General features: G+C 30.7%; 27 protein-coding genes. 12 read left to right on the plus strand and 15 right to left on the minus strand.

The features are described from left to right. Nucleotides 1-45: 45 nt before the first annotated feature. From EAH69_RS03005 to EAH69_RS03020, 4 genes are all read right to left on the minus strand, one after another. Nucleotides 46-540: a TlpA family protein disulfide reductase gene (locus EAH69_RS03005; protein WP_121933716.1), complete on the minus strand. Its 495-nt coding sequence runs from the start codon at nt 538-540 to the stop codon at nt 46-48. A gap of 126 nt (nt 541-666) precedes the next feature. After that, nucleotides 667-2,814, minus strand: coding sequence for a TonB-dependent siderophore receptor (locus EAH69_RS03010; RefSeq protein WP_121933717.1), 2,148 nt, complete (start codon nt 2,812-2,814; stop codon nt 667-669). Nucleotides 2,815-2,938: 124 nt separating this feature from the next. Next, nucleotides 2,939-3,481, minus strand: coding sequence for an RsmD family RNA methyltransferase (locus EAH69_RS03015; RefSeq protein ID WP_121933718.1), 543 nt, complete (start codon nt 3,479-3,481; stop codon nt 2,939-2,941). Next, nucleotides 3,472-4,248, minus strand: a complete 777-nt coding sequence (locus tag EAH69_RS03020) for a DUF3822 family protein (protein WP_121933719.1) — start codon at nt 4,246-4,248, stop codon at nt 3,472-3,474. Before EAH69_RS03020 ends, EAH69_RS03015 begins: the two co-directional genes overlap by 10 nt. Before the next feature lie 199 nt (nt 4,249-4,447). Here EAH69_RS03020 and kdsB point away from each other — a divergent pair, with 199 nt between their 5' ends. The 9 genes from kdsB to EAH69_RS03065 all read left to right on the plus strand — a co-directional run bounded on the left by kdsB (nt 4,448) and on the right by EAH69_RS03065 (nt 12,706). Beyond that, nucleotides 4,448-5,176 carry a 3-deoxy-manno-octulosonate cytidylyltransferase gene (gene kdsB / locus EAH69_RS03025; protein ID WP_121933720.1) on the plus strand — a complete coding sequence of 243 codons (729 nt, stop codon included), beginning with the start codon at nt 4,448-4,450 and terminating at the stop codon, nt 5,174-5,176. A gap of 163 nt (nt 5,177-5,339) precedes the next feature. Beyond that, on the plus strand, nt 5,340-5,885 hold the full coding sequence (locus tag EAH69_RS03030; RefSeq protein WP_121933721.1) for an HNH endonuclease: 546 nt from the start codon (nt 5,340-5,342) through the stop codon (nt 5,883-5,885). A 98-nt stretch (nt 5,886-5,983) separates the two neighbouring features. After that, nucleotides 5,984-6,652: a LolA family protein gene (locus EAH69_RS03035; RefSeq protein WP_121933860.1), complete on the plus strand. Its 669-nt coding sequence runs from the start codon at nt 5,984-5,986 to the stop codon at nt 6,650-6,652. Between the two features lie 99 nt (nt 6,653-6,751). Further along, a complete protein-coding gene (locus EAH69_RS03040) occupies nt 6,752-8,716 on the plus strand; it encodes a site-specific recombinase Gcr (protein WP_121933722.1) in 1,965 nt (654 codons plus the stop codon). A 9-nt stretch (nt 8,717-8,725) separates the two neighbouring features. Then, nucleotides 8,726-9,169 (plus strand): deoxycytidylate deaminase, encoded by a 444-nt coding sequence (locus EAH69_RS03045; RefSeq protein ID WP_121933723.1) that lies wholly within the window; start codon nt 8,726-8,728, stop codon nt 9,167-9,169. Between the two features lie 53 nt (nt 9,170-9,222). Next, nucleotides 9,223-10,752, plus strand: coding sequence for a S41 family peptidase (locus EAH69_RS03050; protein WP_230466681.1), 1,530 nt, complete (start codon nt 9,223-9,225; stop codon nt 10,750-10,752). 1 nt (nt 10,753) lies between these two features. After that, a complete protein-coding gene (gene xerA / locus EAH69_RS03055; protein ID WP_121933725.1) occupies nt 10,754-11,644 on the plus strand; it encodes a site-specific tyrosine recombinase/integron integrase in 891 nt (296 codons plus the stop codon). A 15-nt stretch (nt 11,645-11,659) separates the two neighbouring features. Continuing rightward, nucleotides 11,660-12,178 carry an NUDIX hydrolase gene (locus EAH69_RS03060; RefSeq protein WP_121933726.1) on the plus strand — a complete coding sequence of 173 codons (519 nt, stop codon included), beginning with the start codon at nt 11,660-11,662 and terminating at the stop codon, nt 12,176-12,178. A 3-nt stretch (nt 12,179-12,181) separates the two neighbouring features. Next, complete coding sequence (locus EAH69_RS03065; protein ID WP_121933727.1) at nt 12,182-12,706, plus strand: DUF4136 domain-containing protein; 525 nt, start codon at nt 12,182-12,184, stop codon at nt 12,704-12,706. Here the strand turns inward: EAH69_RS03065 and EAH69_RS03070 are convergent, their stop codons facing one another. The 3 genes from EAH69_RS03070 to EAH69_RS03080 form a co-directional block, all read right to left on the minus strand. Next, nucleotides 12,707-13,186 (minus strand): GNAT family N-acetyltransferase, encoded by a 480-nt coding sequence (locus EAH69_RS03070; RefSeq protein WP_121933728.1) that lies wholly within the window; start codon nt 13,184-13,186, stop codon nt 12,707-12,709. 85 nt (nt 13,187-13,271) lie between these two features. Beyond that, a complete protein-coding gene (locus EAH69_RS03075; RefSeq protein ID WP_121933729.1) occupies nt 13,272-13,742 on the minus strand; it encodes a coiled-coil domain-containing protein in 471 nt (156 codons plus the stop codon). Between the two features lie 11 nt (nt 13,743-13,753). Next, entirely contained in the window at nt 13,754-14,518 is a 765-nt protein-coding gene (locus EAH69_RS03080) for an exodeoxyribonuclease III (RefSeq protein ID WP_121933730.1), read from the minus strand. Between the two features lie 120 nt (nt 14,519-14,638). Between EAH69_RS03080 and EAH69_RS03085 the strand changes: the two genes are divergently transcribed. After that, on the plus strand, nt 14,639-15,394 hold the full coding sequence (locus EAH69_RS03085) for a head GIN domain-containing protein (protein WP_121933731.1): 756 nt from the start codon (nt 14,639-14,641) through the stop codon (nt 15,392-15,394). A 69-nt stretch (nt 15,395-15,463) separates the two neighbouring features. On the opposite strand, the gene EAH69_RS03090 is transcribed toward EAH69_RS03085, so the two are convergent. Further along, a complete protein-coding gene (locus tag EAH69_RS03090; RefSeq protein WP_121933732.1) occupies nt 15,464-16,873 on the minus strand; it encodes an OmpP1/FadL family transporter in 1,410 nt (469 codons plus the stop codon). 26 nt (nt 16,874-16,899) lie between these two features. Next, nucleotides 16,900-18,153, minus strand: coding sequence for a hypothetical protein (locus EAH69_RS03095; protein WP_121933733.1), 1,254 nt, complete (start codon nt 18,151-18,153; stop codon nt 16,900-16,902). A gap of 105 nt (nt 18,154-18,258) precedes the next feature. Here EAH69_RS03095 and proS point away from each other — a divergent pair, with 105 nt between their 5' ends. Further along, the gene (gene proS / locus EAH69_RS03100) at nt 18,259-19,737 is read left to right on the plus strand and encodes a proline--tRNA ligase (protein ID WP_121933861.1); all 1,479 of its coding nucleotides are present in this window, start codon (nt 18,259-18,261) and stop codon (nt 19,735-19,737) included. 50 nt (nt 19,738-19,787) lie between these two features. Here proS and EAH69_RS03105 read toward each other — a convergent pair whose 3' ends face one another. Further along, nucleotides 19,788-20,096 (minus strand): hypothetical protein, encoded by a 309-nt coding sequence (locus EAH69_RS03105; RefSeq protein ID WP_121933734.1) that lies wholly within the window; start codon nt 20,094-20,096, stop codon nt 19,788-19,790. A 210-nt stretch (nt 20,097-20,306) separates the two neighbouring features. On the opposite strand from EAH69_RS03105, the gene EAH69_RS03110 reads away from it, so the two are divergent. Further along, a complete protein-coding gene (locus EAH69_RS03110) occupies nt 20,307-22,772 on the plus strand; it encodes a TonB-dependent receptor domain-containing protein (RefSeq protein ID WP_230466682.1) in 2,466 nt (821 codons plus the stop codon). Nucleotides 22,773-22,900: 128 nt separating this feature from the next. Here the strand turns inward: EAH69_RS03110 and mscL are convergent, their stop codons facing one another. From mscL to EAH69_RS03135, 5 genes are all read right to left on the minus strand, one after another. Next, nucleotides 22,901-23,284: a large-conductance mechanosensitive channel protein MscL gene (mscL, locus tag EAH69_RS03115; RefSeq protein ID WP_121933736.1), complete on the minus strand. Its 384-nt coding sequence runs from the start codon at nt 23,282-23,284 to the stop codon at nt 22,901-22,903. Nucleotides 23,285-23,299: 15 nt separating this feature from the next. Continuing rightward, a complete protein-coding gene (lgt, locus tag EAH69_RS03120; protein WP_230466683.1) occupies nt 23,300-24,181 on the minus strand; it encodes a prolipoprotein diacylglyceryl transferase in 882 nt (293 codons plus the stop codon). Continuing rightward, nucleotides 24,181-24,420 (minus strand): membrane protein insertion efficiency factor YidD, encoded by a 240-nt coding sequence (gene yidD / locus EAH69_RS03125; RefSeq protein WP_121933738.1) that lies wholly within the window; start codon nt 24,418-24,420, stop codon nt 24,181-24,183. Before yidD ends, lgt begins: the two co-directional genes overlap by 1 nt. Before the next feature lie 84 nt (nt 24,421-24,504). Then, nucleotides 24,505-25,011, minus strand: a complete 507-nt coding sequence (locus EAH69_RS03130; RefSeq protein ID WP_121933739.1) for a thioredoxin family protein — start codon at nt 25,009-25,011, stop codon at nt 24,505-24,507. A 64-nt stretch (nt 25,012-25,075) separates the two neighbouring features. Beyond that, on the minus strand, nt 25,076-25,480 hold the full coding sequence (locus EAH69_RS03135) for a hypothetical protein (RefSeq protein WP_121933740.1): 405 nt from the start codon (nt 25,478-25,480) through the stop codon (nt 25,076-25,078). Nucleotides 25,481-25,485: the final 5 nt, after the last annotated feature.

Genomic DNA, 25,485 nt, shown 5'->3' on the forward strand with positions numbered 1-25,485 from the left:
AAGAAAAGCGACTCATTTGAGTCGCTTTTTTTATGTCTTATTGTTTTATAAATATTGGAAGATTTGATTTACTTCTACAGATCCTCTTTTTACTGTAATTAATTCTCCTTTTTTATTGTATAAATAGAATGTTGGAATTGTTAGTGGTTTGAATTTTTCTGCAAATTCATAATCAGAATCTTGTACTATTTCTACAGCTTCTGATTGATAAAATTTAGGCGCTAATGGATTGATCTTATTGTAAAATTCTTCTTTACTATATTCGGTAACTAAAACAATGTTTACATTTTTTAGTTTATCGAAGTTATTATTTAAATGTTCTAACGATAATAAACAGTGAATACATTCTGGTGAAACTAATCCGATAATTGTAGGTTTATTTTTCTTTAAATCTTTCGAATCAAAAATACCATCACCTTTAATTTTTACAAATTGAAAAGAAGGCATTGTTGTTGGGTAATCATGTTCTGATTGTGCGTTTTGAGCAAAAGTAAAAATGCTAAAAAATGCAAGGAACATAAAAGTAAAAATTGATTTCATGTTGTTTCTTTAATTTAAAATGAAGATATAAACACTTTTGTGAATAAAAAAAGAGATCGTAAAAAAATACGATCTCTTAAAAATGAATTTATTAAACTATTATAGTCTAGATGGGTTGAAAAATTTTTAGAATTTGAATACTACTTGTCCAGCAATGTTAAATGGATCAATTTGGTTGATGTAACCACCTCTGTAGTAAGAGTTGTAACCAACAACATCTGTGATATTATTGAAGAATACACGGAAATCAAATCTTTTCATTGTGTAACCTAATTGTGCATTTAACGTTGTGTAATCTGGCATTAAGAAAGGTGCAGCACCATTCATTATATTTCCATGAGAATCTCTTGAAGTTGCCTGATCGTTAACTGGGCGAGAACCTGTATAGTAAACACCTACAGAAGCTGATAAGCCGTCAACAAAAGATTTTGTATTTTGGAATTTATATTGTACCCAAGCATTAGCAGTTGTGTAAGGTGAGTTCATTGGACGAGAACCTTGTACATATGATGGAGAATTGTTGTATCCAGCATCTACATAAGAATAACCTAATAAAACTTGTAAATTAGTCAATGGACGACCTGTAACTTCAACTTCTAAACCACTTCTTCTTAAATTTCCTGCGTAATCGTAGAAGTTTGTTGCAGCATTAGTTTCAGGATCATAATACTGGTATGTTAAGTTATCTTGATTCATATTGAAGTAATTTACGTTTGCACGTAAACGATCTTGGAACCAAGAAGTTTTAATACCAGCTTCAAATTGATCTGTAACAGAAGCACCAGCTTTTGTACCATCAATCATGTTTTGTGCAGCACTACGTAAACTTGTTGTAGTTGCGTAAGTACCATAAATATTAATGTTTTCTGTTGGCGAATACATTAATCCAACCATCGGGTCGATTGCGGAATATTTGTAATCATTTGCATAAGAATAACGTGCCGCTGCAACTAACTTAAATTTTTCTGCATACGTTAATTGTTGTTGTGTTAAAAAACCATAAGAAGTCATGTTTTCCATAGTCGAAGCACCTAACTCTAATTGCGCCCATTGTTCTGGAGTTAATTCAATATGGTTATTAATTGGTCCAGTAGATGCAACATCGCTATTTACATTTGTAATTCCTTTCGCAGTACGGCTATCTGTTCTTGTTGTAGTTAAATCATATCCAACTTGCCAAGACCATTTAAATTTTCCGAAAACGAATTCTTTACCCATTACATCAATTTGGAAAGTTGAATTTCTATCGTCTTTAAAACTATGAGCCATTCCACGTCTTCTTGATTCTCCATTTCCAGAGATTGTAGATCCTAATAGATCTCTTGTGTTGAAATTTGACATCCAAGCTGCACGAACATTAATTTTGTCGGTTAATTGACGAGTTATTCTTGCAGCATAAGAAAATACTTCCATTTCTTCATTATCGATATCAAAACCTAAGAAACGAGATCCCATATCGATTAAACCATTTTCTGTAATTCCTTTTGTATTAAAAGTTCCACGATCAGGAGTCGCATTTCCTTTTAGATAATCAAATTCAGCAATGAATTCAGTTTTATCATCTATTTTCCATGCTAATGAAGGATTTACGTAGATTTTATCTTTGTTGATAACATCTCGGTAGCTATCAGCTTGTTCGTAAGCTCCATTTACACGAAATGCAAAATTTTTGTTTTCACCAACTGTACGTTGAACATCGAAAGTAGTACGGATTTGATTCCATGACCCAACACGTAATCCAATATTTCCCGTATTTGTAAAACGAGGAGTTTTAGTAACTAAGTTGATAACACCACCAGCAGATCCTAATCCATTTGCCATACCTTGAGTAATTGCAGAAGCTCCACGAATTACTTGTAAAGATTCAATTCCTTGCATATCTGTAACTCCAGATGAGGTTCTGAAATCAGAATCCATACGAATTCCATTTTTAAGTACTGGAGTTCCGCGGTATCCACGAATCGACATAGATTCTCTATTTCCACCGTATGATCCAAATAATGTAACACCTGGTACATTACGTGCAACTTCTGTTATAGTTAAAGCACCTTGATCTTCGATTAATTTTTCAGAAATTACTGAAATTGATTGTAATTGGTCTTGTGGCGAACCGGGAAAACGTGTGATTGTTTCTAAACCTCTTTGTTTAGTGTTTCTGTCTCCGAAAATCTCAACTTGTTGTAGTTGGTTAATTGAGTCATTTTCTTGAGCTTGTATATATGTTGCGCTAAGTAGAGTAACAAATGATCCTAGAAGAATAGTATTCTTTCTTATGCTATTTTTATTTAATCTAAATAATTATAGCGCAAATTTAATTAGAATTAATCCAAATAAAAAAATAATAGCGTGATAAATATCATTTATCACGCTATTATTTAAAAATATTCTAAATTATAGTTTATTCGAAGAAAGAAAAATGTACGTTACCATATTTTTTGTGTTGCACAAAACGTGGGTGATCTTCAAATTTGATAGAATCTGGATGTTCTAAAATAAAGTTACCTTCTTCTTCTAACCATCCGTTTTCTAAAACCCCGTCTAAAAGTTTTTTATAATCTTCTTCAGCTAAATCGTAAGGTGGATCAGCAAAAACGATATCATATCCTTTTACAGCTTTTTTACTTACATATTTAATTGCATCATTTTTTTGAGTATTAATGATGTTATCTAATTCTAATTTCTTTGAAGTTTCTTCTAAGAATTTTACACATCCAAAGTAATTATCTACAGATGTTACTTTTTTTGCTCCACGTGAAGCAAATTCTAATGAGATTGATCCAATTCCAGAAAATAAATCTAAAACTACAATTTCATCAAAATACCATTGATTATTAATAATATTGAATAAAGCTTCCTTTGCAAAATCTGTAGTTGGTCTAACTGGTAGATTTGATGGTGCTGTGATTCTTTTTCCTTTTAATGATCCTGAAATTATTCGCATTCAAAAATTTTATAAAGTAAATATTTTGGTCCTATGGCTTCTACCTCTCGATTTACATGTACAGTTTGTATGTATTTTGCTAAATGTTCAAAAGCAACATTTTCCTCTGTAATTCCTCCTTCTAGTGATAAAGTAACCTGATTAGGATCCATCTTAAATTGTTCTAATGCATTTAAAATGTGATAAACGATATCTTCGTCTGATAATACATCAAATACATTATATAGAGTAAAAACTCCTTTATTATAAATGCAAAGTTCTAATTTTTGTTCGATTAAACGAACAAATAATTGATTCTTTTCAGAATCTATTTTAGTATTATCAATTAAAAATTTACTAATATGGAAAGTTGTAGCGTTTTTAAGGTTCGGTAAATTGTTTAAAACTTTATTTAAAGGACTGTATGTATTGAAGACTAAATTTGCCTCAACATTTTTTAATTTAATAGAAGAAGTTTCAAGTTTTGAATGGTCTGAAAATTCTATGAAAGAAGATAAATTGTCAGTTAAATATTCATTCGGAACAACAGTAACAGGTGTAGATATATAACAAACTTTAACATCATTGTAATATAACAATAAAGGTAAGTTTGATTTAATTTCTTTTTCTACTTGGTCGTAATATACAGTTGTGTTTAAATCAGGAAGATTAACATTAATAGCTTCCGAATAAAATTCTTCAGTTCCTTGAACTGTCTTTGTTAAGAATGTTAACTTATCGTTCGTAATTAATAACGCTATTGATTTTGTAGATGCGTTTTCAGACATGGTAATTTGATTTATTTCAACTCGTTAATTAAAATATACATTAAAGCGAATGATATCAAAAATAGTAAAATTTTGAAAGCTATTTTCATGGATGGTTTACTTTGATGTAAATATACTAATAAATTAAAGTAGACTTCTTGAAATGTTAAAAACTAATTCGATAAACATTTATTTTTAGTTACTTTGTAAATAAAAACAAATGAGAAAAATTGCAGTAATTCCTGCGCGATATGCAGCTTCACGTTTTCCTGGAAAATTAATGGAAAAATTAGGAGATAAAACTGTAATTCGCATGACCTACGATAATGTTGTTGCTACAAATTTATTCGACGATGTTTTTGTAGTTACAGATTCTGAATTAATATATAATGAGATTGAAAATCATGGAGGTAAAGCAATCTATAGCTTAAAAGAACATGAAACAGGAAGCGATCGTATAGCAGAAGCTGTAGAACAATTAGAATGTGATGTCGTTTTAAATGTACAAGGTGATGAACCTTTTATCAACGAAAAAGCTTTAGCAGATCTTTTATGTTCTTTTGAAGGTGAAGAAGGTAAAAATGTAGATGTTGCTACTTTAAAGCAAGAAATTACAGAAGCAGAAGAAATCAATAATCCTAATATTGTAAAAGTAATTGTCGATTTTAAAGACTATGCTTTATATTTTTCTCGAAGTCCAATTCCATTTGCACGCGAAACTAATTTTACAGCAACATATTACAGACACATAGGTGTTTATGCTTTTAGAAAAAATGCATTGTTAAAGTTTGCTAAATTAGAAATGCGTCAATGTGAGCGTGTTGAAAAACTAGAACAACTTCGTTATTTAGAATATGGTATGAAAATTAAAGTGGTACAAACTAGCTTTAATGGTGTAGGAATCGATACTCCAGAAGATTTAGTTAAAGCCAAAGCGTTATTGAATTAACGTTGTAAAAACTTTAACAATATATCTAAAATGTTTGTTTTATATTTGTTTGCTAATCGAAATTTAACTTAAAAAACTCTTAAAACTAAACCTTTGATATGGTATTGTGCTTTTCGGTATGAATATTGTTGTTTTAAATATATAGTAAGTTAAATTAGTGATTATGAGTGATTCATGGAAAGAGTATGAGTCTGAGGGTTTGATTGAAAAAAGATCATTCTTAGTATCTAGAAGTGGACTAGTAAAGAAACTTTATACAGGTCAAGACAAATACAAGATTTTAGAAGGGGCTATTAATAATGGTTATCGTGCAATATGGGTAACTAAAGCTGATGGTAAAAGAACTGCAAAATACGTTCACAAGATGGTTGCAGAAACTTTTTTACCGAATGATGAGAACAAAGAGTATGTGATTCACATAGACCATCAAAAGTTAAACAATAATATTGAAAACTTGAAGTGGGCTACTTTAGAAGAGTGGAAAGAGCATAACAAAGATTTATTTAGAATGATGAAAGGACGTTCTCGTTTAGACAGCATTCCAAATAGTAAGTTAACTGAAAACCAAGTGGTTCGTTTAAAGAAAAAATTAATGGACCCAAATCGCAAAACAAAAATTGCGACATTGGCTAAACAATTTAATATCTCTCAAGGCCAAGTTTACAGAATTTTAAGAGGTGAAAATTGGGCTCACATAGAAGTGAAATAAACCCCAAATAAAAAGTAAAAAGAAAGGAGATTTTTAAATCTCCTTTTTTTGTTTGTATCTTCATTCTTTAATTGAAAGAAAACCATAAACAAATACATATGTTGAAAGCTAAATTATCAATCTTCATTACTACTATTTTGTCCATTTGTGCGTTCTCACAAACAGCTGAACAAATTATAAAAAATAATTTAGAACGTTCAGGAGGAGAAAATGCTTGGAATAATCTTAATAGTATAATACTAAAGGGAGAAGCAAATATTACAGTAGACTATTCTTATCCAATTGTCATACAACATCAAAGACCTTATAACAAAAAAGTTTCATTTATTATGGACGGAAAAGAAGTTTTAAATGAAGGGTATGATGGTAAAAATGGTTGGACGTATAGCGAAATTCAGAAAAAAAATATCATACTTCCAAATTATACACCTGATGCTTTTGATTCAGATTTATTAAAATATAAGCAAAAAGGATTTAAAGTAAATTTAATAGGTAAGGAAACTTACGAGAAAGGAAAACAATGTTACAGAATTGTATTATTAAAGAATAAAAATCAATCTTTTTATTGTTTTGATGACAAAACATACGCTGTTGTTTTCGAAGAAAATAAAGACGAAACATTGTTTTATTACGACTACAAAAGCTTTAATGGTTTAACTTTTGCAACTAAAATTGTAGGTAGACCAAAAGAAGGAGGCGAATATGTTATTAAATTTAATTCAATTCAAACTAACCCATATATAGACAAAAAAATATTCAAATTTTAGTCTAATGAGAGTAGATTCACTCTACTTTTCATATTTAATAATTAAAAGTTCTAAATGATTTAGAATGTTTAATTTTGTACCAATCTAAAAAAGATATTTATGTCTTTAAACTCACTATTTGATCCCAATTATAATTCTGAAAAGAATTTTATTATTGATCTATTAGATAAAGCCAAAAAGAAAAATCTTAATGGAGTAACATTTATTGATGAGCTTACAGGTTTAATTGAAAGTGATGAATCTAAAAGATTGTTTTTAATACAACAATTAAATAAGATTTTTTCAAATATCAATTTTATCAGCTATTTGGTGGATTCTGGTATTCATGTTGAAGACGGAATTATTTCCGTTTTTAGAAAACGTATAGTTGATTTTATTTTACCTGATATTGAAGATAATAACGAGTTAACATCTTTAGTTAATGATGTTTTTTATGACTCTAAACGTTATCAAATAATTTCTTCTATACCAAAAGATCGTTGGACGAAATTCTTTACAGTATTAGCGCAAAATATGCCTGAAGAATTTGCAAAGAAGAAAATTAACAGCGTTAAAAATTCTTTATTACAAGCAATGTTAATTTTGTCTGATCGTGTTTCTGGAGGGTTTTCTGGTAAAGAAATGATTCGTTATAGTTCAGAAGTTAACTATATAGGTAATCCATTTTCAGTATTATCACTACATATAAATAAAATACTTTTAAAACCAGATGCTCCTTTCGATATTTTAGAGATTAAGGAATGTATATCTAATTGTCGTAAGCTTTTAGATGATATTTTAACTCAGAAAGATTATAAAGGAATTTCATTAGATGTAGCAGCAAAAATTAATAGAATTCAGCAACAATTAACTCGTTTACAGGTTGTTTTAGGTTCTTTTAATGATATTAAAAATGGGAATTTAATTGCATTTTATTCTAATTCAGCTAAAACTTGGACCGAATATTATTCGCCAAAAAAATGGATGAGTAATCAGTTAAGTTCTACTTTATATCTAATTACGTTCTTAGTAACTTACCATAATGGTAAAACTGGAGAGAAATACATAACAACCACAGCAAAAGATTATGTTAGAATGTTCTGGACAGCGTGTGGAGGTGGTTTAATCGTTGCAATTTTATGTTTCATTAAAACTGCGATTGGTAATGTACCAGATTCTTCACCATTTTTTAAAGGATTTTTCTTTAGTGTTAATTACGCCATTGGTTTTACAACAATCTATTTATTGCATTGGACATTAGCTACAAAACAGCCATCAATGACGGCTGCTAGAATTGCTCGTGCTTTAGTTCCGGTTTCAGGAACTGATCTTAATGTAAAAGATTTTACAACTTTATTTGCGCAACTTTGCCGTAGTCAAATGATTGCTTTTTTAGGAAATGTTATAGCAGGTTTCTCTGTTGCATTATTAATCTTTTTATTTCTGGATAAAGTATTAGGAATAGAAGTTTTAAAATATTCTAAAGCATATCATTATTGGGAAGAAGTAGTAATAATGGATCCTCAGATTTTCTATTTCGGTGGAATTGCAGGTATTTTCTTATTCATTTCAGGATTAATTTCAGGAATAACAATTAATAATCAACGATTTTATAATATTCCTGAAAGAATTTACCATCATCCTTTATTAGTGAAATTTTTTGGTTCAAATCGAAGAAGAAAAATTTCAAATTGGTTCGAAAGAAACAATGGAGGTATTGTAGGTAATATCGCATTCGGTTTTATGATGGGATTTGCTTTTCTTATTGGTGAAATTTTAGGAATACCGTTTGATATTCGTCACATTACATTTGCAGCAGGAAACTTTGCAATTGGAATCGGTGGGATGGATTATCATTTTACAGATAAAGGAGCAATTTTTATGGGTTTCGTTTCTGTTTTCCTAATAGGTTGGTGTAATTTTATTGTAAGTTTTGTTTTATCATTATTATTAGCATTTAGATCAAATAATTTACCATTTTATAAAATTTTCCCGATGTTTATTAACATCATTAAGGCATTTTTTAGAAATCCATTACCATTTTTTATACCACCCTTGTGGACAAAATCAAAAGAAGAAGCATAATACATTATTATGGAAGTTAGTGTTTGTAAACAAACAAAATACGATAAAGCTTATTTAAGAATGGCTTTAGAGTGGGCAAAATTATCATACTGTAAAAGAAAACAAGTCGGAGCAATTATTGTTAAAAATAGAATGATTATTTCTGATGGTTATAACGGTACACCAAGTGGTTTCGAGAATTGTTGCGAGGATAATGAAGGAAACACAGAGTGGTATGTTTTACATGCTGAAGCAAATGCAATTTTAAAATGTGCTGCATCTACACAAGATGCAGGAGGCGCAACTTTATATATTACAATGTCACCTTGTAAAGATTGTAGCAAATTAATTTTACAAGCCGGGATTAAAAGAATTGTTTATATGGAAAAATATAAAGACAATTCTGGATTAGATTTTTTAGAAAAAGCCGGAATTACAATAGTTCATATTCCTAAAGTGGAACTAAACTCTTAATGAATAAGTTTTTTAAAATATTAAACATCTTTCTACTATCCATAATTTTATTTTTGGTAGGATTCCTCGTAGGAAAAAAGTTCGATTTTGCTTTTGACGAAAACGACGAAATTGTCGGATTACAATACAGTAAAAATGAACAAAAGATTAGACGTTTAGTTTCATTAATAGATAATCAATATGTAAATAACGTTAATTCGGATAGCTTAGTAGACGAGGCAATCAATTTTATGGTAGGTAAACTTGATCCTCATAGTACTTATTTAGATAAGGAAATGATTAAAAAAGCGAATGAAGAATTAAGCGGATCTTATGTTGGTGTAGGTTTACAGTTTAGGGTTATTAATGATACTGTTGTTGTAACTCGTATGTTACCTAATTCTGTGAACGAAAATCTATTGCGTTTCGGTGATCGTATTGTAGCTATCAATAAAGAATCTGTGACAGCAGAAAATTTAAAAAACTTTACAGGTTTATTAAAAGGAAAAATTAATACAGAAGTTAATTTAGCTGTTATTCGAGATCATATTCCACTTTCAATTAATATTAAACGTGTGTCAGTTCCTGTGCCAACCGTTGTTGGTGAGCATATGATAAACGATGAAATTGGATATATTAAATTGACTAGATTTGGTGAAAAATCTGGTGATGAGGTTCATTCAGCACTAAAAAATCTATTGGATAAAGGAATGAAAACCTTAGTTTTCGATTTACGTGGAAATCCAGGTGGTGTAATGCGTGTTGCTGAACAAATTGCCGATGAGTTTTTAACAAAAGATGAGTTAATTGTTTATACAAAAGATAAATCTCAAACCAAAAAATACATTTACGCAACAAATTATGGTCTTTTTGAACATGGGCAAGTGTATGTTTTAATTGACGAAAACTCAGCATCATCTAGCGAAATTGTTGCAGGTGCTATTCAAGATTATGGTCGTGGTACTATAGTTGGTCGTCGATCTTACGGAAAAGGATTAGTACAGCGCGAGATTAATTTGGGCGATGATACACGCGTAAGATTAACAGTTGCTAATTATTATACACCGTCAGGCAGATCCATTCAAAGACCATACGATAAAGGAAATCAAGCTTACGCAGAGGATATTTATACTCGTCTAAAAAATGGCGAACTTTATAATAAAGATTCAATCAAAGTAGATGAAAAGTTACGTTACAAAGCTCCATCAGGTAAATTTGTTTATGGTGGAGGAGGAATTATTCCGGACGAATTTGTAGCCTTAGATGTAACTTCTGTATCTAATTGGTTAAATTATAATAATGAAACTAAATTTTACAAAGAATTTATTGTAAAAGAAGCCGATAAAACACACGATTTATTCTTTTTTAAGAATGAACAACGTTATATCAAATATTTTGGAGCCGGAATTTATAGAAATGAATTTTTAAAAATGATTGGCGTTCCTTCAAATCAATTCAATGAACAATTAGGAACAATCGTAGACAATTATATAAAAGCCACTTTAGCGAATGAATTATTTGGTACTCGCGCTTACTTAGAAATTTGGAGCAAAGAGGACGAAATGATCAAACGAATATTAGAACTAGAAAATACGAAATCTTAACATGCTTTGGAAAGACGCATTGTATGATTACAAAATGTATCTAAAACTTGAAAAAAGAGTTTCAGATAATACAATAGAAAATTACTTACGAGATATTAATAAGTTAATTAACTCTTCAGAAATATTACCTTTAGAATATACACAAGACGATATAACAAGCTTTATACACGGATTTGCTTCTAGCGAATATAGTGTACGCTCACAAGCACGATTAATATCAAGCTTAAAAAGTTTCTTTGGCTATTTACAACTTGAGGAATTTAGAGAGGATAATCCAGCATCGATGTTAGAATCTCCTAAAATTGGATTAAAATTACCTGATGTTTTGTCTGAAATAGAAATTGATCAGATGATTGAGGTTATTGATTTATCAAAACCAGAAGGACAAAGAAATAGAGCAATTATCGAGATGTTATATGGTTGTGGGCTTCGAGTATCGGAATTGATAAATCTTAAAATTTCAGATTTATTTTTTGATGAAGGATTTGTTCGTGTAATTGGTAAAGGAAATAAACAACGTTTGGTCCCAATTAGTGATTATACAATAAAATATATTAACTTGTATAAGGATACAATTCGTGTACATACTAATATTCAGCAAGGATTTGAAGATATTTTATTTTTAAATAGACGAGGAAAGAATCTAACAAGAGTAATGATATTTACGATTGTTAAAGAATTATCGATAATTGGTGGAGTAAAAAAGACAATTTCACCTCACACTTTTAGACATTCTTTTGCAACACATTTACTTAGAAATGGAGCAGATTTACGCGCGATACAATTAATGTTAGGCCACGAAAGTATTTCTACAACGGAAATTTACACACACGTAGATCAAGAATTTATTCGTGATGCGATTTTAAATTTCCATCCAAGAAATAAGAACTAAACCTATTTAAAATTTATGGAAAATAAATCGTTTAATTTTTGTCCAAATTGTGCATCAAAAAACATTTCTTTTGATTTCAGAAGATTTACATGTAATGATTGTGAAATGGTCTACTATCAAAATGTAGCAACAGCAACAGCTGTTATTTTACGTAAAGATGACGAAATTCTTTTCACGATCAGAAATAGAGAACCACAAAAAGGAAAATTAGATTTGCCTGGTGGATTTACAGATCCAGATGAAACAGCTGAAAAATCTTGTCAGCGCGAATTGAAGGAAGAATTAAATTTAGACATTCCATTAGAAAATTTTAAATACTTACTATCGCAACCTAATAATTACGAATACAAAACGATTCCTTATAAAACATGTGATTTGATTTATGAGGCAACTTTTCCGATTGGCACTGAACTTGTGATTGAAGAAGATGAAATTGAAGCAGTGAAATGGATTAAAATCAACGAAATTAATTTAAATGAAATTGGTTTTGTATCGTTAAGAAAAGCTGTTGAATATTATATTAACAATCAATAAACTATGAATAAATTTGTAACCTTTTTTATTACAATACTATTTTTTGTAGGTTGTAATTCACAAAAAGTAAGTGTTGATTATGACAGAAATGTAAATTTTTCTCAGATCAGAACTTATAAAATCAATACTTCAGTATCTTCTGGCTTGAATGATTTAGACCAAGCTAGATTATATGATGCATTAGAGAAAAACTTTAAATTTAGAGGTGTTCAGAAATCTGAACAATCAGATGTTGAAGTGACTATAAAACCAAGGGAATTCGTTTCTACAAATGCAGGGCCATCTGTAGGAGTTGGCGTTGGTACAGGAATTTTAAATAGTGTTGGTGGAGGAATTTCGATAGGAGTTCCGATGCGTACAAAAAGTTTAAATCAAGAATACACAGTGTCTATGTATCAGAACAATACAATGATTTGGGAAGGTATTCTTAATTTAAAAATGCCTGTTAATGCATCTGCAGAAGTAAAGCAACAAAATATGGATAAAGGTGTTGCTAAACTTTTGGCAAATTATCCTCCAAAGAAATAATTATTTACGATAATTAAAAACCAATGGGTTATCTTCAGAGTTAACTAAAATTGATTTTTCTAATAATCTTAAAGTTGCAGGTTGAGTCGGATGTGCTTTACCTGCAATTTTGTCTAAACGAAGTTCGTTTACACCATAATTTATAACAGCTGTTAAAGCTTCGCTACCGTATCCTTTATTCCAGAATTTCTTTTTTAATCTCACATTCAATACAGGACCATATTTTGTTTGGCGCATACCTGCCCAACCAACAAATCTTCCACTTTTTTTCTCGAAAGTAGCCCATAGTCCAAAACCAAATTCGTGGTAATGTTCTATCATTTTTTCGATAAAGTGTAGCGCTTCATCTTCAGATAAATATGGTTTTTCGTTTACAGCCTTAGCTATTTCGTTTTCAGAATTCATCTGGAACAAGTCGAAAGCATCAAAATCAAGAAATTCTCTAATTACAAGAGATTTTGATTCGCAAATAGTCTTCATTAAATAATTGATGTATTGATTGCAAAGGTAAGAGTATTCCTACAAAATAAAAAAGTCTTACAAAAGATGTAAGACTTAAGAGTTTTTATTTAACTTGATCTTGAATTTCTTTAACAAAGATTTGTTTTTTTAGATTGAGAATCTCATTGTTTTGAGCTTCAATTTTAGCTTCTAAATCTTTTTGGCTTTTCAATAAATCTTCAACTTGTTTTTCTTTATCAGTTAATTGATTAAAGAAAGTTTGAGATTTATTACTTGAGCTATTTAAAGCAGAATGCATTTCTTGTAACAATCCTTCAAATTCAGACTGAGAAATTTTCATTAATTTTTGAGCATTATCTAATGCTGTATCTTTTACGTATAACTCTTTTTTTGTTTTATCTAAGTCTTTTTGTAAAGTCTCGATTGTATGATTTGCAAGTGTTAATTCTTTGTTTAATTTACCTTGCTCATCTAAAGAGGTATAATAACTATTTTCTAAATCATCGAATTTCTTCTGAGGAACACAACTTGTGATTCCTGCAAGAATAATGCAACTAAAGATTATTTTTTTCATTTTCTAAATGATTATAAGTCTAATTCTAATAAAATAGGGCAGTGGTCTGAATGTTTTGCTTCTGGTAATATAGCAACTCTAGTCATTTTTTCTTCTAAAGTATTACTAACCATATTGTAATCAATTCTCCATCCTTTATTGTTTGCACGTGCATTAGCACGGTATGTCCACCACGAGTAGTGGTGAGGCTCTTTTACAAAATAACGAAATGAATCAATCATACCACAATCATCCATAAATCCACCAATCCATTCGCGTTCGATTGGTAAAAATCCTGAAACTTTAGCATTTCTAATAGGATCATGAATATCAATTGCTTCGTGACAAATATTGTAATCACCACAAATAACTAAATTTGGATGAGTCTTTTTTAATTCTGTGATGTAAGCTTTAAAATCTTCGCAGAATTGCATTTTATAATCTAAACGATCAATATTTGTTCCACTTGGAAGATATAAACTGATAACAGAAACATTATCAAAATCTAAACGTATTACACGTCCTTCATAATCAATATGCTCTATTCCTGTTCCAATTTCTACATGATTTGGTTTAATTTTAGAAAAAATTGCAACACCACTATATCCTTTTTTTACGGCAGAATGCCAATACGATTCATATCCTAATTCTTCAAAAGCAGTTGTATCAACTTGCTCTCTTAGCGCTTTTGTTTCTTGTACACAAAATACATCTGGATTTGCTGCATTTAACCATTCTACAAGACCTTTTGTAATGGCAGCTCTAATTCCGTTAACGTTATAACTGATGATTTTCATAAACAGCGAAAATAGTAATTATCTACATTTTAACTGCAATATAATAATAGCTTTTATAAATAATTAGATTTGATGTGTAACTTTTTGTAAATTAACGCGTCTAATAAATAAACCTACAATATGAAATATATAATTTTACCATTATCAGCAGTTTTAACATTAACTTTTTCTAGCTGTTCAATTGATATTAATGGAAAAAAAGGATTAGACTTGGTTGAGTCAAATTTTGATTCTAATACAAGTATTGTACATGAAGATAGAAAAATTTCGAATTTTGATAATGTAGATATATCTAGTGCATTTAGTGTAGTTGTGTCTGATAATGATTACAAAGGAAGTATCGTGGTTTCAGCTCCAGATTATGCAATGGATAAAATAGTTACCAAAGTTGTAAATGGAACTTTGAAAGTATATGTAGATGGTTCTATTTCTATGAAAAGTGGAGACAAATTGGAAATAACTTTTCCTCACAGAAAATTAAGAGATATTAAAATTTCGGGTGCATCTAAGTTAATCGTTAAACATGTGATGAAGCTTGAAAAATTAAATGTAAACTTATCGGGAGCGAGTAGTTTGGATCTAAACGTAGTTTCAAATTTAATTAAGTTAGATCATTCAGGAGCTTCTAAATTTAAATTGACAGGAAATACTCAGGATTTTGAAGCTAATGTTTCAGGAGCTTCTAAGCTAGATGCAGAGAATTTAAAAGCATCTAAGGTTATTTTAAAAGCCTCAGGTGCAAGTTCGGCAAAAGTTTGGGCTGTTAATGATTTAAAAATTAATGCATCTGGTGCAAGTAAAGTAGTATATAAATCTCAGAATGGATTAGTGAAATCTTTGGATAAATCTGGTGCTTCAAAAATATCAGAATTTTAAATTTAACTGAATAGGTATAAAAAAAAGTGGACGAATATTCGTCCACTTTTTTTTATTATTTTCTGATTATTAGAATTGCCATCCTAATGTTAATAAGAATAAATTATTATTCAATTTAGCTTTTGGAGCGTAAGAATTTGTTAAATCAACATTAAATAAATCTCTATTAACGTAAGTTGAGTTTCCGATTAAATATTGTGCTTCTTGCGTTTGATATTGGTAAGCGGCATCAATATAGAAACCTCCAAAATCATATCCTAATCCTGCGCTGAATCTATTAACATCTCCTAAGAAAGGTTTGTTTAATGTTGTTAATGAAACATTATTGTTTGCATCAGCAATATTCATTGTAATATCTTCATATGGTGATTGAACATAGTTGTAACCTGCACGGATTTTTAATTTATCGTAACGGTATTCTCCACCAACTCTTAATTCGCTAGAATTTGCAACATATTGATCGATAAATGCATTATCTGCATTGAAATAATTAGATGGTTTCAATTTTGTATCATTGTTCATATGGTAAGTATAATCAACTCCAAAAGAGAAGTTTTTATCTAATACAAAACCTAACGAACCAACAAGACGTCCACCTCTTGTCATATCATAATTACTTCCGTAAAGGTTGTAATCAGTAACATTACCATCGTCAGCAAAATTAGCTGCGTAATATACTTCGTCTACATTATACCAAATAGGAGAGTGGTACCCAATTCCAGCTCTTACATTGTGGTTAAATTTATAGATAGCTCCTGCAGATAATGAGAATCCTTGTCCAATTTCATTGTAAGGAGTTCCATTTTTATCGTATACATAAGTAGTACCTGTTGCATCAGATTTTTCAGCATATTGACTGAATGCTTGGTAATTGCTTTCGTGAAAATTTAAACCTAAACCTAAGTATAATTTATTGTCATAAGCTGTAGCAAAGTTTAAAGAGAACTTAGATTTATATCCTTCAACTTGGTCAGCATAACCAGCAAAACGATATGTATCTGTAATATTCCCTGTTTCGTCTACCACATCAAATGCAATATTTTGATTTGAATTAACTTGGTTTATACGATCTAATCTTTGGTTTAAATAATTCAAACCAATAGAAAATCTGTTCCATTTTGATGATTGATCGTTATTGAAAACGAATGCACCACTAAAGTGTTGAAAATCGAATCTTGAATCTTTTTCTGTTCTTTCAGAAGCAAATGTATTCGTGTTTTTGAAAGATGAAACACCAGCTGTAACTTGCACTTCAGAGTTTATTGCTACACCTAATCCAGCAGGATTTTGTTCTACTGAAGAAATATCTCCACCTAATGCACCTACAGCTCCACCTACACCAATATGTTTTGCGCTTCCGCTATTAATATCTTGTCCGTATAATTCTATAGCATTTGTTGAATATTGTGTACTTACTTGTTGTTGTGCATATGTCAACCCACTTCCTAAGACAAGGATATTGATAAATATTTTTTTCATTATAAGTTAATAAAATTCAATTTGTTTTAACGTCTTCCTGATCCACCTCTTGAACCAGAACTCATTGATCCACCTCCCATAGATCCGCCACCTACAGAACCTGAACTTCTCATTCCTCCACTGTTTGAAGGTGTGTAAGAAGGAGTAGATCTTTGTGGTTCATAAGATTGTTGTCTTGATGGTTGTGTAGATCTATTTGGACGAGTAGACTGGTTTGATGTATTTGATGATGTATTTTGTTGTGGTCTTGTAGTTCTAACTGGACGAGTCTCACGCGTAGGAGCCGTTCCAACTGTTCCTGTATTAGACATTGTATTATTAGGTCTTACTACTCTTGTAGGTCTAGTTTCACGAACTGGAGTAGAATTTACATTCCCAGTATTTGTCATATTATTAGTTGGCCTAGTTTCGCGTACAGGAGTATTACTAATATTTCCAGTATTAGTTAAAGAGTTATTAGGTCTAACTTCTCTTGATGGTCTAGTGTTTCCAGCTACGTTGCTTCCAGGTCTAATATTATTAGTAGGTCTTGTTAAAGTATTATTTCTTCCATTATTTGGATCTATTAAACCATTAGAAGGTCTACCTCCAGGATTTGTGTAATTTGGTCTATTGTAGTGATTGTTATGATAATATGATCCATAATAGTTAGGGTATCCCCATCCACCATAGAAAGGTCTATTCCAACCCCATCCGTAACCACCGTACCATGGGTTCCCCCATCCACCGTAGTATCCACCATAATAAGGGCTATTCCATCCCCATCCGAATCCCATTCCGAATCCATAATTCCATCCCCAACTAGAGTTGAATCCCCAATATGGGTTCATGCCCCAACCGTAATAACCATTATACCATGGGCTTCCCCATCCAAAATTATTATTGTAGATTGTGATATTAGTTCCATCGTTTCTACCCCAATTAGCCGTATTACCTAAACTTGATGAAAAATTATTACCGAAAGAATTATATCCGTAACCGTAAATGTTAACATTTACGTTGTCATTATTTTGTTCGTCAGAATTTTCATAGTAAAATTCTTCAGCACCATTTCCATTAGCATCAAAGTAAGGTGATCCTACTTTAATTCCAGTTTGAGATGGAGCATTTTCTACTTCCACTTGTGCATAAGTTTTGTCAGTATTTGGGTTGTAATACACACCATCAGTTTCAATATTCGAAGCTGATTGATAAGTACTACATGACGAAATCATTAAAATAACTGATAACGGCACAGATAGTTTAAGTAAATTTTTAGAAATTTTATAAACTTTGTTCATTGTAAATGTATTTACTATGTTTGAAATTAATAAATTTGTACTTTGTTTTATTTGGCAAGAAGTATGCCATTGAAACAAAGTTACATAAACAAATATATAAATAATATGGCAAAACTTACAACTCGTGCTGAGGATTATTCTAAATGGTATAACGAACTTGTAGTTAAAGCAAATCTTGCTGAAAACTCAGGGGTTAGAGGATGCATGGTTATTAAACCGTACGGGTATGCTATTTGGGAAAAATTACAGGCAGAATTAGACAAAAGATTTAAAGAAACTGGTCACCAAAACGCGTATTTCCCCTTATTTGTACCCAAAAGTTTATTTGAGGCTGAGGAAAAAAATGCAGAAGGTTTTGCTAAAGAATGTGCTGTTGTAACTCATTATAGATTAAAAAATGATCCAGATAATGAAGGTAAATTAATGGTAGATCCAGAAGCTAAATTAGAGGAAGAATTAATAGTTCGTCCGACTTCTGAAGCTATCATTTGGAGTACTTACAAAAACTGGATTCAATCATACCGTGATCTACCAATCTTAATTAACCAATGGGCAAACGTTGTACGTTGGGAAATGAGAACAAGATTGTTTTTACGTACTGCTGAATTTTTATGGCAAGAAGGTCATACAGCTCACGCAACTAAACAAGAAGCTGAAGCTGAAGCAGTACAAATGCAAGAAGTTTATCGTGACGTTGTAGAAGGTTTTATGGCAATTCCGGTGGTTAAAGGATACAAAACTCCATCTGAGCGTTTTGCTGGTGCAGACGAAACTTATACTATCGAAGCATTAATGCAAGATGGTAAAGCTTTACAAGCTGGTACATCTCACTTCTTAGGTCAAAATTTTGCTAAAGCATTTGATGTAAAATTTACAACTAATGAAGGTAAACAAGAATATGTTTGGGCAACATCTTGGGGTGTTTCAACACGTTTAATGGGTGCGTTAATCATGACTCACTCAGATGATTTAGGATTAGTATTACCTCCAAAATTAGCTCCAATTCAAGTTGCAATCGTTCCGATTTATAAAACAGCTGAGCAATTAGAAGAAATTCGTCAAGTAGTTGATAAAATTCAATCTGAATTGAAAGCGAAAGGAATTACTGTTAAATTTGACGATGATGATAAAACTAAACCAGGTTGGAAATTTGCTGAATACGAATTAAAAGGTGTTCCTGTTCGTATGGCAATTGGACCAAAAGATTTAGAAAAAGGTCATGTAGAAGTTGCTCGTCGTGATACGTTAGAAAAACAATTTATCGCTTTAGATGAGGTTGTAGATCGTACAGAAAGTTTATTAGAAGAAATTCAAGAAAACTTATATCAAAAAGCGTTCGATTACAGAGCTGACCATACAACTGAAGTTTCTACTTGGGATGAATTTAAAGAGGTTTTAGAAGCAAAAGGAGGATTTATTTCTGCTTTATGGGACGGAACTGAAGAAACTGAAGAAGCAGTTAAAGATGCTACAAAAGCAACAATTCGTTGTATTCCTCAAGCATTTGAAATTCCTACAGAAGGAGTTGATATGTTCTCTGGAAAACCAGCGAAATACAGAGTTTTATACGCAAAAGCTTACTAAGAGAAATCCAATAATAAATAGAAAAGCCGTGAAATATTTCACGGCTTTTTTTATTTCTTTTGCGCTTTATGTTTTTCAATAATCGCTTTTAATTTCACTTTTTGTTCAGGAGTATAGATATCATCAATTTCCTCTAATTCGCGTTTACGTAACTCATCTAATTTACGTTTAAGTTCAGCTTTTTCAGGATTATATTTATCTTTGATTGCTTTAATTTTTAATACTTGAGCATCTGTAAGATCCATCTCTTTCTTAAATCTTTCATACTTCTGTTCCTTTGTTTGGTTCGTTTGTCCAAAGGCTGTAATAGAAGTAGCAAACAAAGCAATAATCGCTATATTTTTTAGACTTAAATTCATATTGTAAATATTTTAATCAAAACTCTTTCAACTTTAGACAGCTATTTTTGTAAAAGGTTTAATCGATTGAAATAAAAAATATGATTTTTTTAAAAAAAATGTAAAATTTTATGAATTTTTCATTGTCTAAAAAATATAATAATTTCAATTAAACCTTTAGTTATAATAATTGTCTAATGAAGTAAATAAAATTAACTACAATCAAAATTGATGATGAGATTAACGAATTTATTCACTTTGCTTTTAGGGTTGTCTGCATCTGTGCTTTATGCGCAAGATCCAATTCAAATTAAAGGTAAAGTACAATCGAATGGAAAAACAGCATTGCAGTATGTTTCTGTTACTTTAGAAAATGCAGAAGGTGTTGTTGCAGAAGGCATGGCTGATGAAAAAGGAGATTTTAATATTGAAGCTCCAGCAGGTGCTTATATATTATTGATAGAACCTTTAGGATATGATATTATTCAAAAAGATATTAATTTAAGTTCAGATGTAGATTTAGGACTTTTAACAGTTCAAGCTGAAGAGTCAGTAAGTTTAGGAGCTGCAGTAATTACTGCTGAAAAGCCAATCTACAAAGTAGAATTAGATAAAAAAGTATATGATATGGCAAGTGATCCAATGTCACAAGGTCAGTCTTTATCAGATGCATTACAAAATGTACCTTCAGTACAAGTTGATGCAGAGGGAAATGTTTCTTTAAGAGGAAACGATAATGTAAAATTCTTAGTTGATGGTAAACCTTCAGGAATGTTAGGAGTTTCAAGCGTTGCTGATGCTTTAAAAAATATTCCGGCAGAAAACGTAGAACGTATTGAGGTCGTTACAAATCCATCTTCTCGTTACGAGGCTTCAGGTTCAGCAGGTATTATCAATATTGTTTTAAAGAAAGGGACAAATACAGGTTTTAATGGTTCTGTAACATTAAACGGAGGTATTCCTGAAATGGTTGGATTTAATGCAAATGTTAATTATAAAACAAAAAAGTTTAACTGGTACGCAAATTTAGGTACTCGTTATGCTGATCGTGAAGGTGAAGGTTCTGCTTTTATGACAAGTTATGAAGATGGAGCTATCTCTTCTTACCGTGCAACAGATCGTACAAATAACCGAATCAGAAGAAATTACAATTTCCGTTTAGGAACAGAATATTACTTAGATGATAAAAATACATTAGGTGTTTCTGCAGGATATCGTTACAACAATGGAGATAATATCTCTTTAGTTGAGTATTCTTACTTTGATCAGAATATGAATTTAGCTTCTACAAGCTTTAATTTACAAAACGAAAAAGAGTTAGAAAATAACTTTGATGCTGATCTTAGCTACAAACATGAGTTTGATAAAGCTGGTCACGAGTTTTCTTTTACAGGTCGATTCTCTACACAGTCTGAAGAAGAAGATGGTATTATCAGAAGTAATACAAGTAATAATAGAATTACAGATAATTTAGAAGAGCAAACAACAGTTGTTTTAACAGCTGATTATGTTCGTCCAATCGGTGAAAAAGGAAAATTTGAATTAGGAGGTCGTATTGATTTTAATAACAATAAATCAGACAATCAAACATTTATTGATAATAACGGAACGTTAACTCCAGATCCTAATTTTAACGCAAATATCGATAATCAACAAAATGTATATGCTGCTTATGCGCAATACGGAAATGCGATTGGTAAGTTTCAATACTTTGCAGGTTTACGTTTAGAATCATCTGATATGAATATTGATTTCTTATCTACTGGAGATAAAATCAAAAAGAATTATACAGATTTATTTCCAACGGCAACTTTAAACTATACATTTAATCCTAAAAACGAATTACAATTAAGCTATTCTAAGCGTATTCGTCGTCCAATGGGATTCATGTTAAATCCATTCTTTTCGCCAACAGATGATAAGAATATCCGTTACGGAAATCCGGATTTAAATCCAACTTACACAAACTCATTCGAGTTAACTTATATCACAACTATTGGTAAATTAATGGTTACTCCAGGAGTTTTCTACCAAAGAACAACTGATATGATTAACCAATTTCAACGTAAAAATTGGAACGAGTCGGGAGAAGAAATTTTTATTACACGTCCAGTTAATGCAGGTAATGAAGATCGTTATGGTTTAGATTTAACAACGACTTATCGTCCATTTAAATGGTGGAATTTAATGTTAAACGTTAACTTATTCGGATATGATAGAACAGGTTACTACGAAGAAGTAAACGAGTATGTAGATCCAGTTACAGGAATTGCAGGAACTAAAGTTGATTCTCAAGATTTCTCGGGAAGTGGATTCAGTTCAAGAGGTCGTTTATCATCTAACTTTACATTACCAGGTGATTTCAAAATGCAATTAGCAGGAAACTACATGGGAGCTATTGAAACAGCGCAGCAAAGAGTAGAAGATAACTTATCAATGGATTTCTCTTTATCTAAAGATTTATTCAATAAGAAAGCTACAATCTCTTTCAATATTCGTGACGTATTTGATTCAAGAAAACGTGAAATGACTCAATTTGCTAACGATTATACAAACTACGAAAGTATGCGTTGGATGGTTAGATCTTGGAACTTATCTTTTACTTACCGTTTCAAAAACACAGACAAGGACAAGAAAAAACAAGGTCCTGATGGTGAAGAAATGAGAGAAATGGGTGAAATGGGAGGAGGATTCTAATCAAATCAAACATTTAAAATATATAAAAGCACTTGAATTATTCAAGTGCTTTTTTTGTGTAAGAAAATTTCAAATAAAAACCCCGAAGATATTCTTCGGGGTTTAACTTTTATATTAAATAAGTCGGATTATTTATTTTTTAATAAATCACGAATCTCAGCTAATAATTCTTCTTGTGTTGGTCCAGCAGGAGCTTCCTCTGCAGGAGCTTCTTCTCTTTTTAATTTGTTAATTCCTTTAATCATTACGAATAAAGCAAAAGCAACAATTAAGAACGAAATTGAAGCTGATAAGAACATACCGTATTTAATTGCAGTACCCGGAATAACTAATTCAGCTAAATTGTTTAATTGTAATTTCTCTAAAGTTGGAGTTAAGATTGCGGGAGTAATAATATCTTCTACTAAAGAAGTTACAATTTTACCAAAAGCGCCACCGATTACTACACCGACAGCTAAGTCTATTACGTTCCCTTTAACAGCAAACTCTTTAAATTCTTGAAAAAATCCCATAAGTTTATAAATATTTTAGTTGATAAATTTTCTGTTTTTTGATGATATAAAAAAGTAAACTCCTATAATCATAAATGGAATACTTAATATTTGACCATTATTTAAGCCGATATTTAAAGCTTCAGCAACAGCTTCGTTTCCTTGATTTTCTTTAAAAAACTCAACAACGAAACGGATAAAAAATAAGAAAAATAAGAAGATACCAAATAATGCTCCTAAATCATTTTTCTTTTCTGTTTTGTTGTAAACATAAAGCATTACAAAACCTAAGATAAAATATCCAAATGCTTCGTATAATTGTGCAGGGTGTCTTGGGATGATTTCTCCATAACCAGAACTTTGATTGTGGAATTTTACAGCCCAAGGTAAGTCAGAGCCTTTTCCTACAATTTCAGAATTATAAAAGTTACCAACACGTACTGCTGCGCCACCAAATGGTACAACTGTAGCAATACGATCTAATAACCATAATACGCTTCTTTTTGTATACTTTTTAGAGAAAATTACAGCAGCAATAATTACACCAAGTGCAGCTCCATGACTTGCTAAGCCACTAAATCCTACAAATTCGTAATCTTTTAAGAAACCAAAAGCAGTTTCTCCTGGCGAATGTACAACTGGTAAAAATACTTCTATTGGTCTTTCGATAAATGCTGAAGGATCATAAAATAAATATTCACCTAAACGTGCACCTCCAATTGCACCAACAAAAATGTATAGGAATAGAGGATCTAACCACTCTTTTTTGTTGTTTTCTTTCTTAAAAATATTTGCCATTAAATACCATCCAACAACAAATGCAATAATCCAACATAAGCTGTAAATATGAATTTTGAAACTTCCAATTTCAAATAAATAAGGCGAGGGTTGCCAATCAATGTAAGCGAATAAACTCATTATTTTTTTGTATTATTTTTAGGTACAGGGTCGTATCCTTGTCCTCCCCACGGATGACAACGACCAATTCTTTTTGTTCCAATCCACAATCCTTTCAATAAACCATGTTCTTTTAATGCTCCAATCATATAATGTGAGCATGTTGGTTGATATCTACAATTGTTACCTAACCATGGCGAAATTGCAAGTTGATAAAATCTAACCAAAATAATAAACGGTTTTATTAAAAGATTATTCATTTAACAAAGGTAATTATTAGGAAACAATAATAGATAAAAAAACTCTTACCAGAGATAAGAGTTTTGTATTGGAAATACGATTTTCTATTTTTTGATATAAGAAGCAGGATCTAAAGCTTTATAAGACCAACTTTGTAAAAAACTCATTACTTCTTTTGGATCATGACCTTTTACTTCTTTACTTTCTAAGTAAGCAGAGTTTTGTGTATGAATTAAATTTCCTTTATCATCTAAAATTACAAATACAGGGAATCCGAATCTTTCAGGGTGTTTTAATTCTGCTAAAACAGCTTCGTTTTTATTTTTCGGAGAGTAATTAACGTGTACAACTTCGTAATTATCGTTCATGTACGTATTTAACTCTTCGTTTTTAGTTGTTAAGTCATTAAATAAAATACACCATGCACACCAGTTTCCTCCAATTTGTAATAAAACATGTTTTTTATTCTCTTCTGCTTTTTTAACAGCTTCAGAAATTAAAACTTTAGCATCAGCAGTTTCGTCGTAAACTTTTTTCTTTTCGGCAGTCTGTCCAAATGTAAAACTCATCGTCATCAACATTAAACCGAAAAATAAAGTAACTTTTTTCATTGTATTCTATTAAATATTTATTCATCTAATTTAATGTAAAAATCGAGCCAAACTACATAAATAGCTATTTTTTGATTAATTGATAGTAAGTATTTAATTTTTCCTGAATAAATTCTATGTCTTGTTTTTGATTCGAATTATTTTTCGCTTCTTGATCAAGATAAGTGAATCTCGATTCAAATTCTAAAAAATCAATTTGCATTTGATATTGATTTATCTTTAATAAAATTTGTTTCGAGTAATAATTAATCAATTCAAAGTAATTTTCTTTTAAATCATTTTTCATCATGATAATTGCTTTAAAATCTTGAATCTCTTCTAAGAAATCAATCATTTGAGATGTAATTGCAGCTTGCTTCTTTCTTAATTCTTTTTGATCTGAATAGTTAGAGGTTTTTGCAATTTGTTGTCCTAAAATTTTGTGTTTTTCTGTTAAGATTAATGCACATTCAAAAGCTTTATTCATCATTTGTG

The organism is Faecalibacter macacae (genome assembly GCF_003687725.1).
Taxonomy (GTDB): domain Bacteria; phylum Bacteroidota; class Bacteroidia; order Flavobacteriales; family Weeksellaceae; genus Empedobacter; species Empedobacter macacae.

Bases quoted from the DNA above. Each gene is read 5' to 3' on its own strand.
- EAH69_RS03070 (WP_121933728.1), bottom strand. From the start codon at position 13,186: ATGAAGACTATTTGCGAATCAAAATCTCTTGTAATTAGAGAATTTCTT.
- lgt (WP_230466683.1), bottom strand. From the start codon at position 24,181: ATGAGTTTATTCGCTTACATTGATTGGCAACCCTCGCCTTATTTATTT.
- EAH69_RS03095 (WP_121933733.1), bottom strand. From the start codon at position 18,153: ATGAACAAAGTTTATAAAATTTCTAAAAATTTACTTAAACTATCTGTG.
- EAH69_RS03075 (WP_121933729.1), bottom strand. From the start codon at position 13,742: ATGAAAAAAATAATCTTTAGTTGCATTATTCTTGCAGGAATCACAAGT.
- EAH69_RS03005 (WP_121933716.1), bottom strand. From the start codon at position 540: ATGAAATCAATTTTTACTTTTATGTTCCTTGCATTTTTTAGCATTTTT.
- EAH69_RS03090 (WP_121933732.1), bottom strand. From the start codon at position 16,873: ATGAAAAAAATATTTATCAATATCCTTGTCTTAGGAAGTGGGTTGACA.
- EAH69_RS03135 (WP_121933740.1), bottom strand. From the start codon at position 25,480: ATGATGAATAAAGCTTTTGAATGTGCATTAATCTTAACAGAAAAACAC.
- EAH69_RS03130 (WP_121933739.1), bottom strand. From the start codon at position 25,011: ATGAAAAAAGTTACTTTATTTTTCGGTTTAATGTTGATGACGATGAGT.
- EAH69_RS03020 (WP_121933719.1), bottom strand. From the start codon at position 4,248: ATGTCTGAAAACGCATCTACAAAATCAATAGCGTTATTAATTACGAAC.
- EAH69_RS03060 (WP_121933726.1), top strand. From the start codon at position 11,660: ATGGAAAATAAATCGTTTAATTTTTGTCCAAATTGTGCATCAAAAAAC.
- EAH69_RS03110 (WP_230466682.1), top strand. From the start codon at position 20,307: ATGATGAGATTAACGAATTTATTCACTTTGCTTTTAGGGTTGTCTGCA.
- proS (WP_121933861.1), top strand. From the start codon at position 18,259: ATGGCAAAACTTACAACTCGTGCTGAGGATTATTCTAAATGGTATAAC.
- xerA (WP_121933725.1), top strand. From the start codon at position 10,754: ATGCTTTGGAAAGACGCATTGTATGATTACAAAATGTATCTAAAACTT.
- EAH69_RS03085 (WP_121933731.1), top strand. From the start codon at position 14,639: ATGAAATATATAATTTTACCATTATCAGCAGTTTTAACATTAACTTTT.
- yidD (WP_121933738.1), bottom strand. From the start codon at position 24,420: ATGAATAATCTTTTAATAAAACCGTTTATTATTTTGGTTAGATTTTAT.
- mscL (WP_121933736.1), bottom strand. From the start codon at position 23,284: ATGGGATTTTTTCAAGAATTTAAAGAGTTTGCTGTTAAAGGGAACGTA.
- EAH69_RS03065 (WP_121933727.1), top strand. From the start codon at position 12,182: ATGAATAAATTTGTAACCTTTTTTATTACAATACTATTTTTTGTAGGT.
- EAH69_RS03030 (WP_121933721.1), top strand. From the start codon at position 5,340: ATGAGTGATTCATGGAAAGAGTATGAGTCTGAGGGTTTGATTGAAAAA.
- EAH69_RS03015 (WP_121933718.1), bottom strand. From the start codon at position 3,481: ATGCGAATAATTTCAGGATCATTAAAAGGAAAAAGAATCACAGCACCA.
- EAH69_RS03105 (WP_121933734.1), bottom strand. From the start codon at position 20,096: ATGAATTTAAGTCTAAAAAATATAGCGATTATTGCTTTGTTTGCTACT.
- kdsB (WP_121933720.1), top strand. From the start codon at position 4,448: ATGAGAAAAATTGCAGTAATTCCTGCGCGATATGCAGCTTCACGTTTT.
- EAH69_RS03035 (WP_121933860.1), top strand. From the start codon at position 5,984: ATGTTGAAAGCTAAATTATCAATCTTCATTACTACTATTTTGTCCATT.
- EAH69_RS03045 (WP_121933723.1), top strand. From the start codon at position 8,726: ATGGAAGTTAGTGTTTGTAAACAAACAAAATACGATAAAGCTTATTTA.
- EAH69_RS03080 (WP_121933730.1), bottom strand. From the start codon at position 14,518: ATGAAAATCATCAGTTATAACGTTAACGGAATTAGAGCTGCCATTACA.
- EAH69_RS03040 (WP_121933722.1), top strand. From the start codon at position 6,752: ATGTCTTTAAACTCACTATTTGATCCCAATTATAATTCTGAAAAGAAT.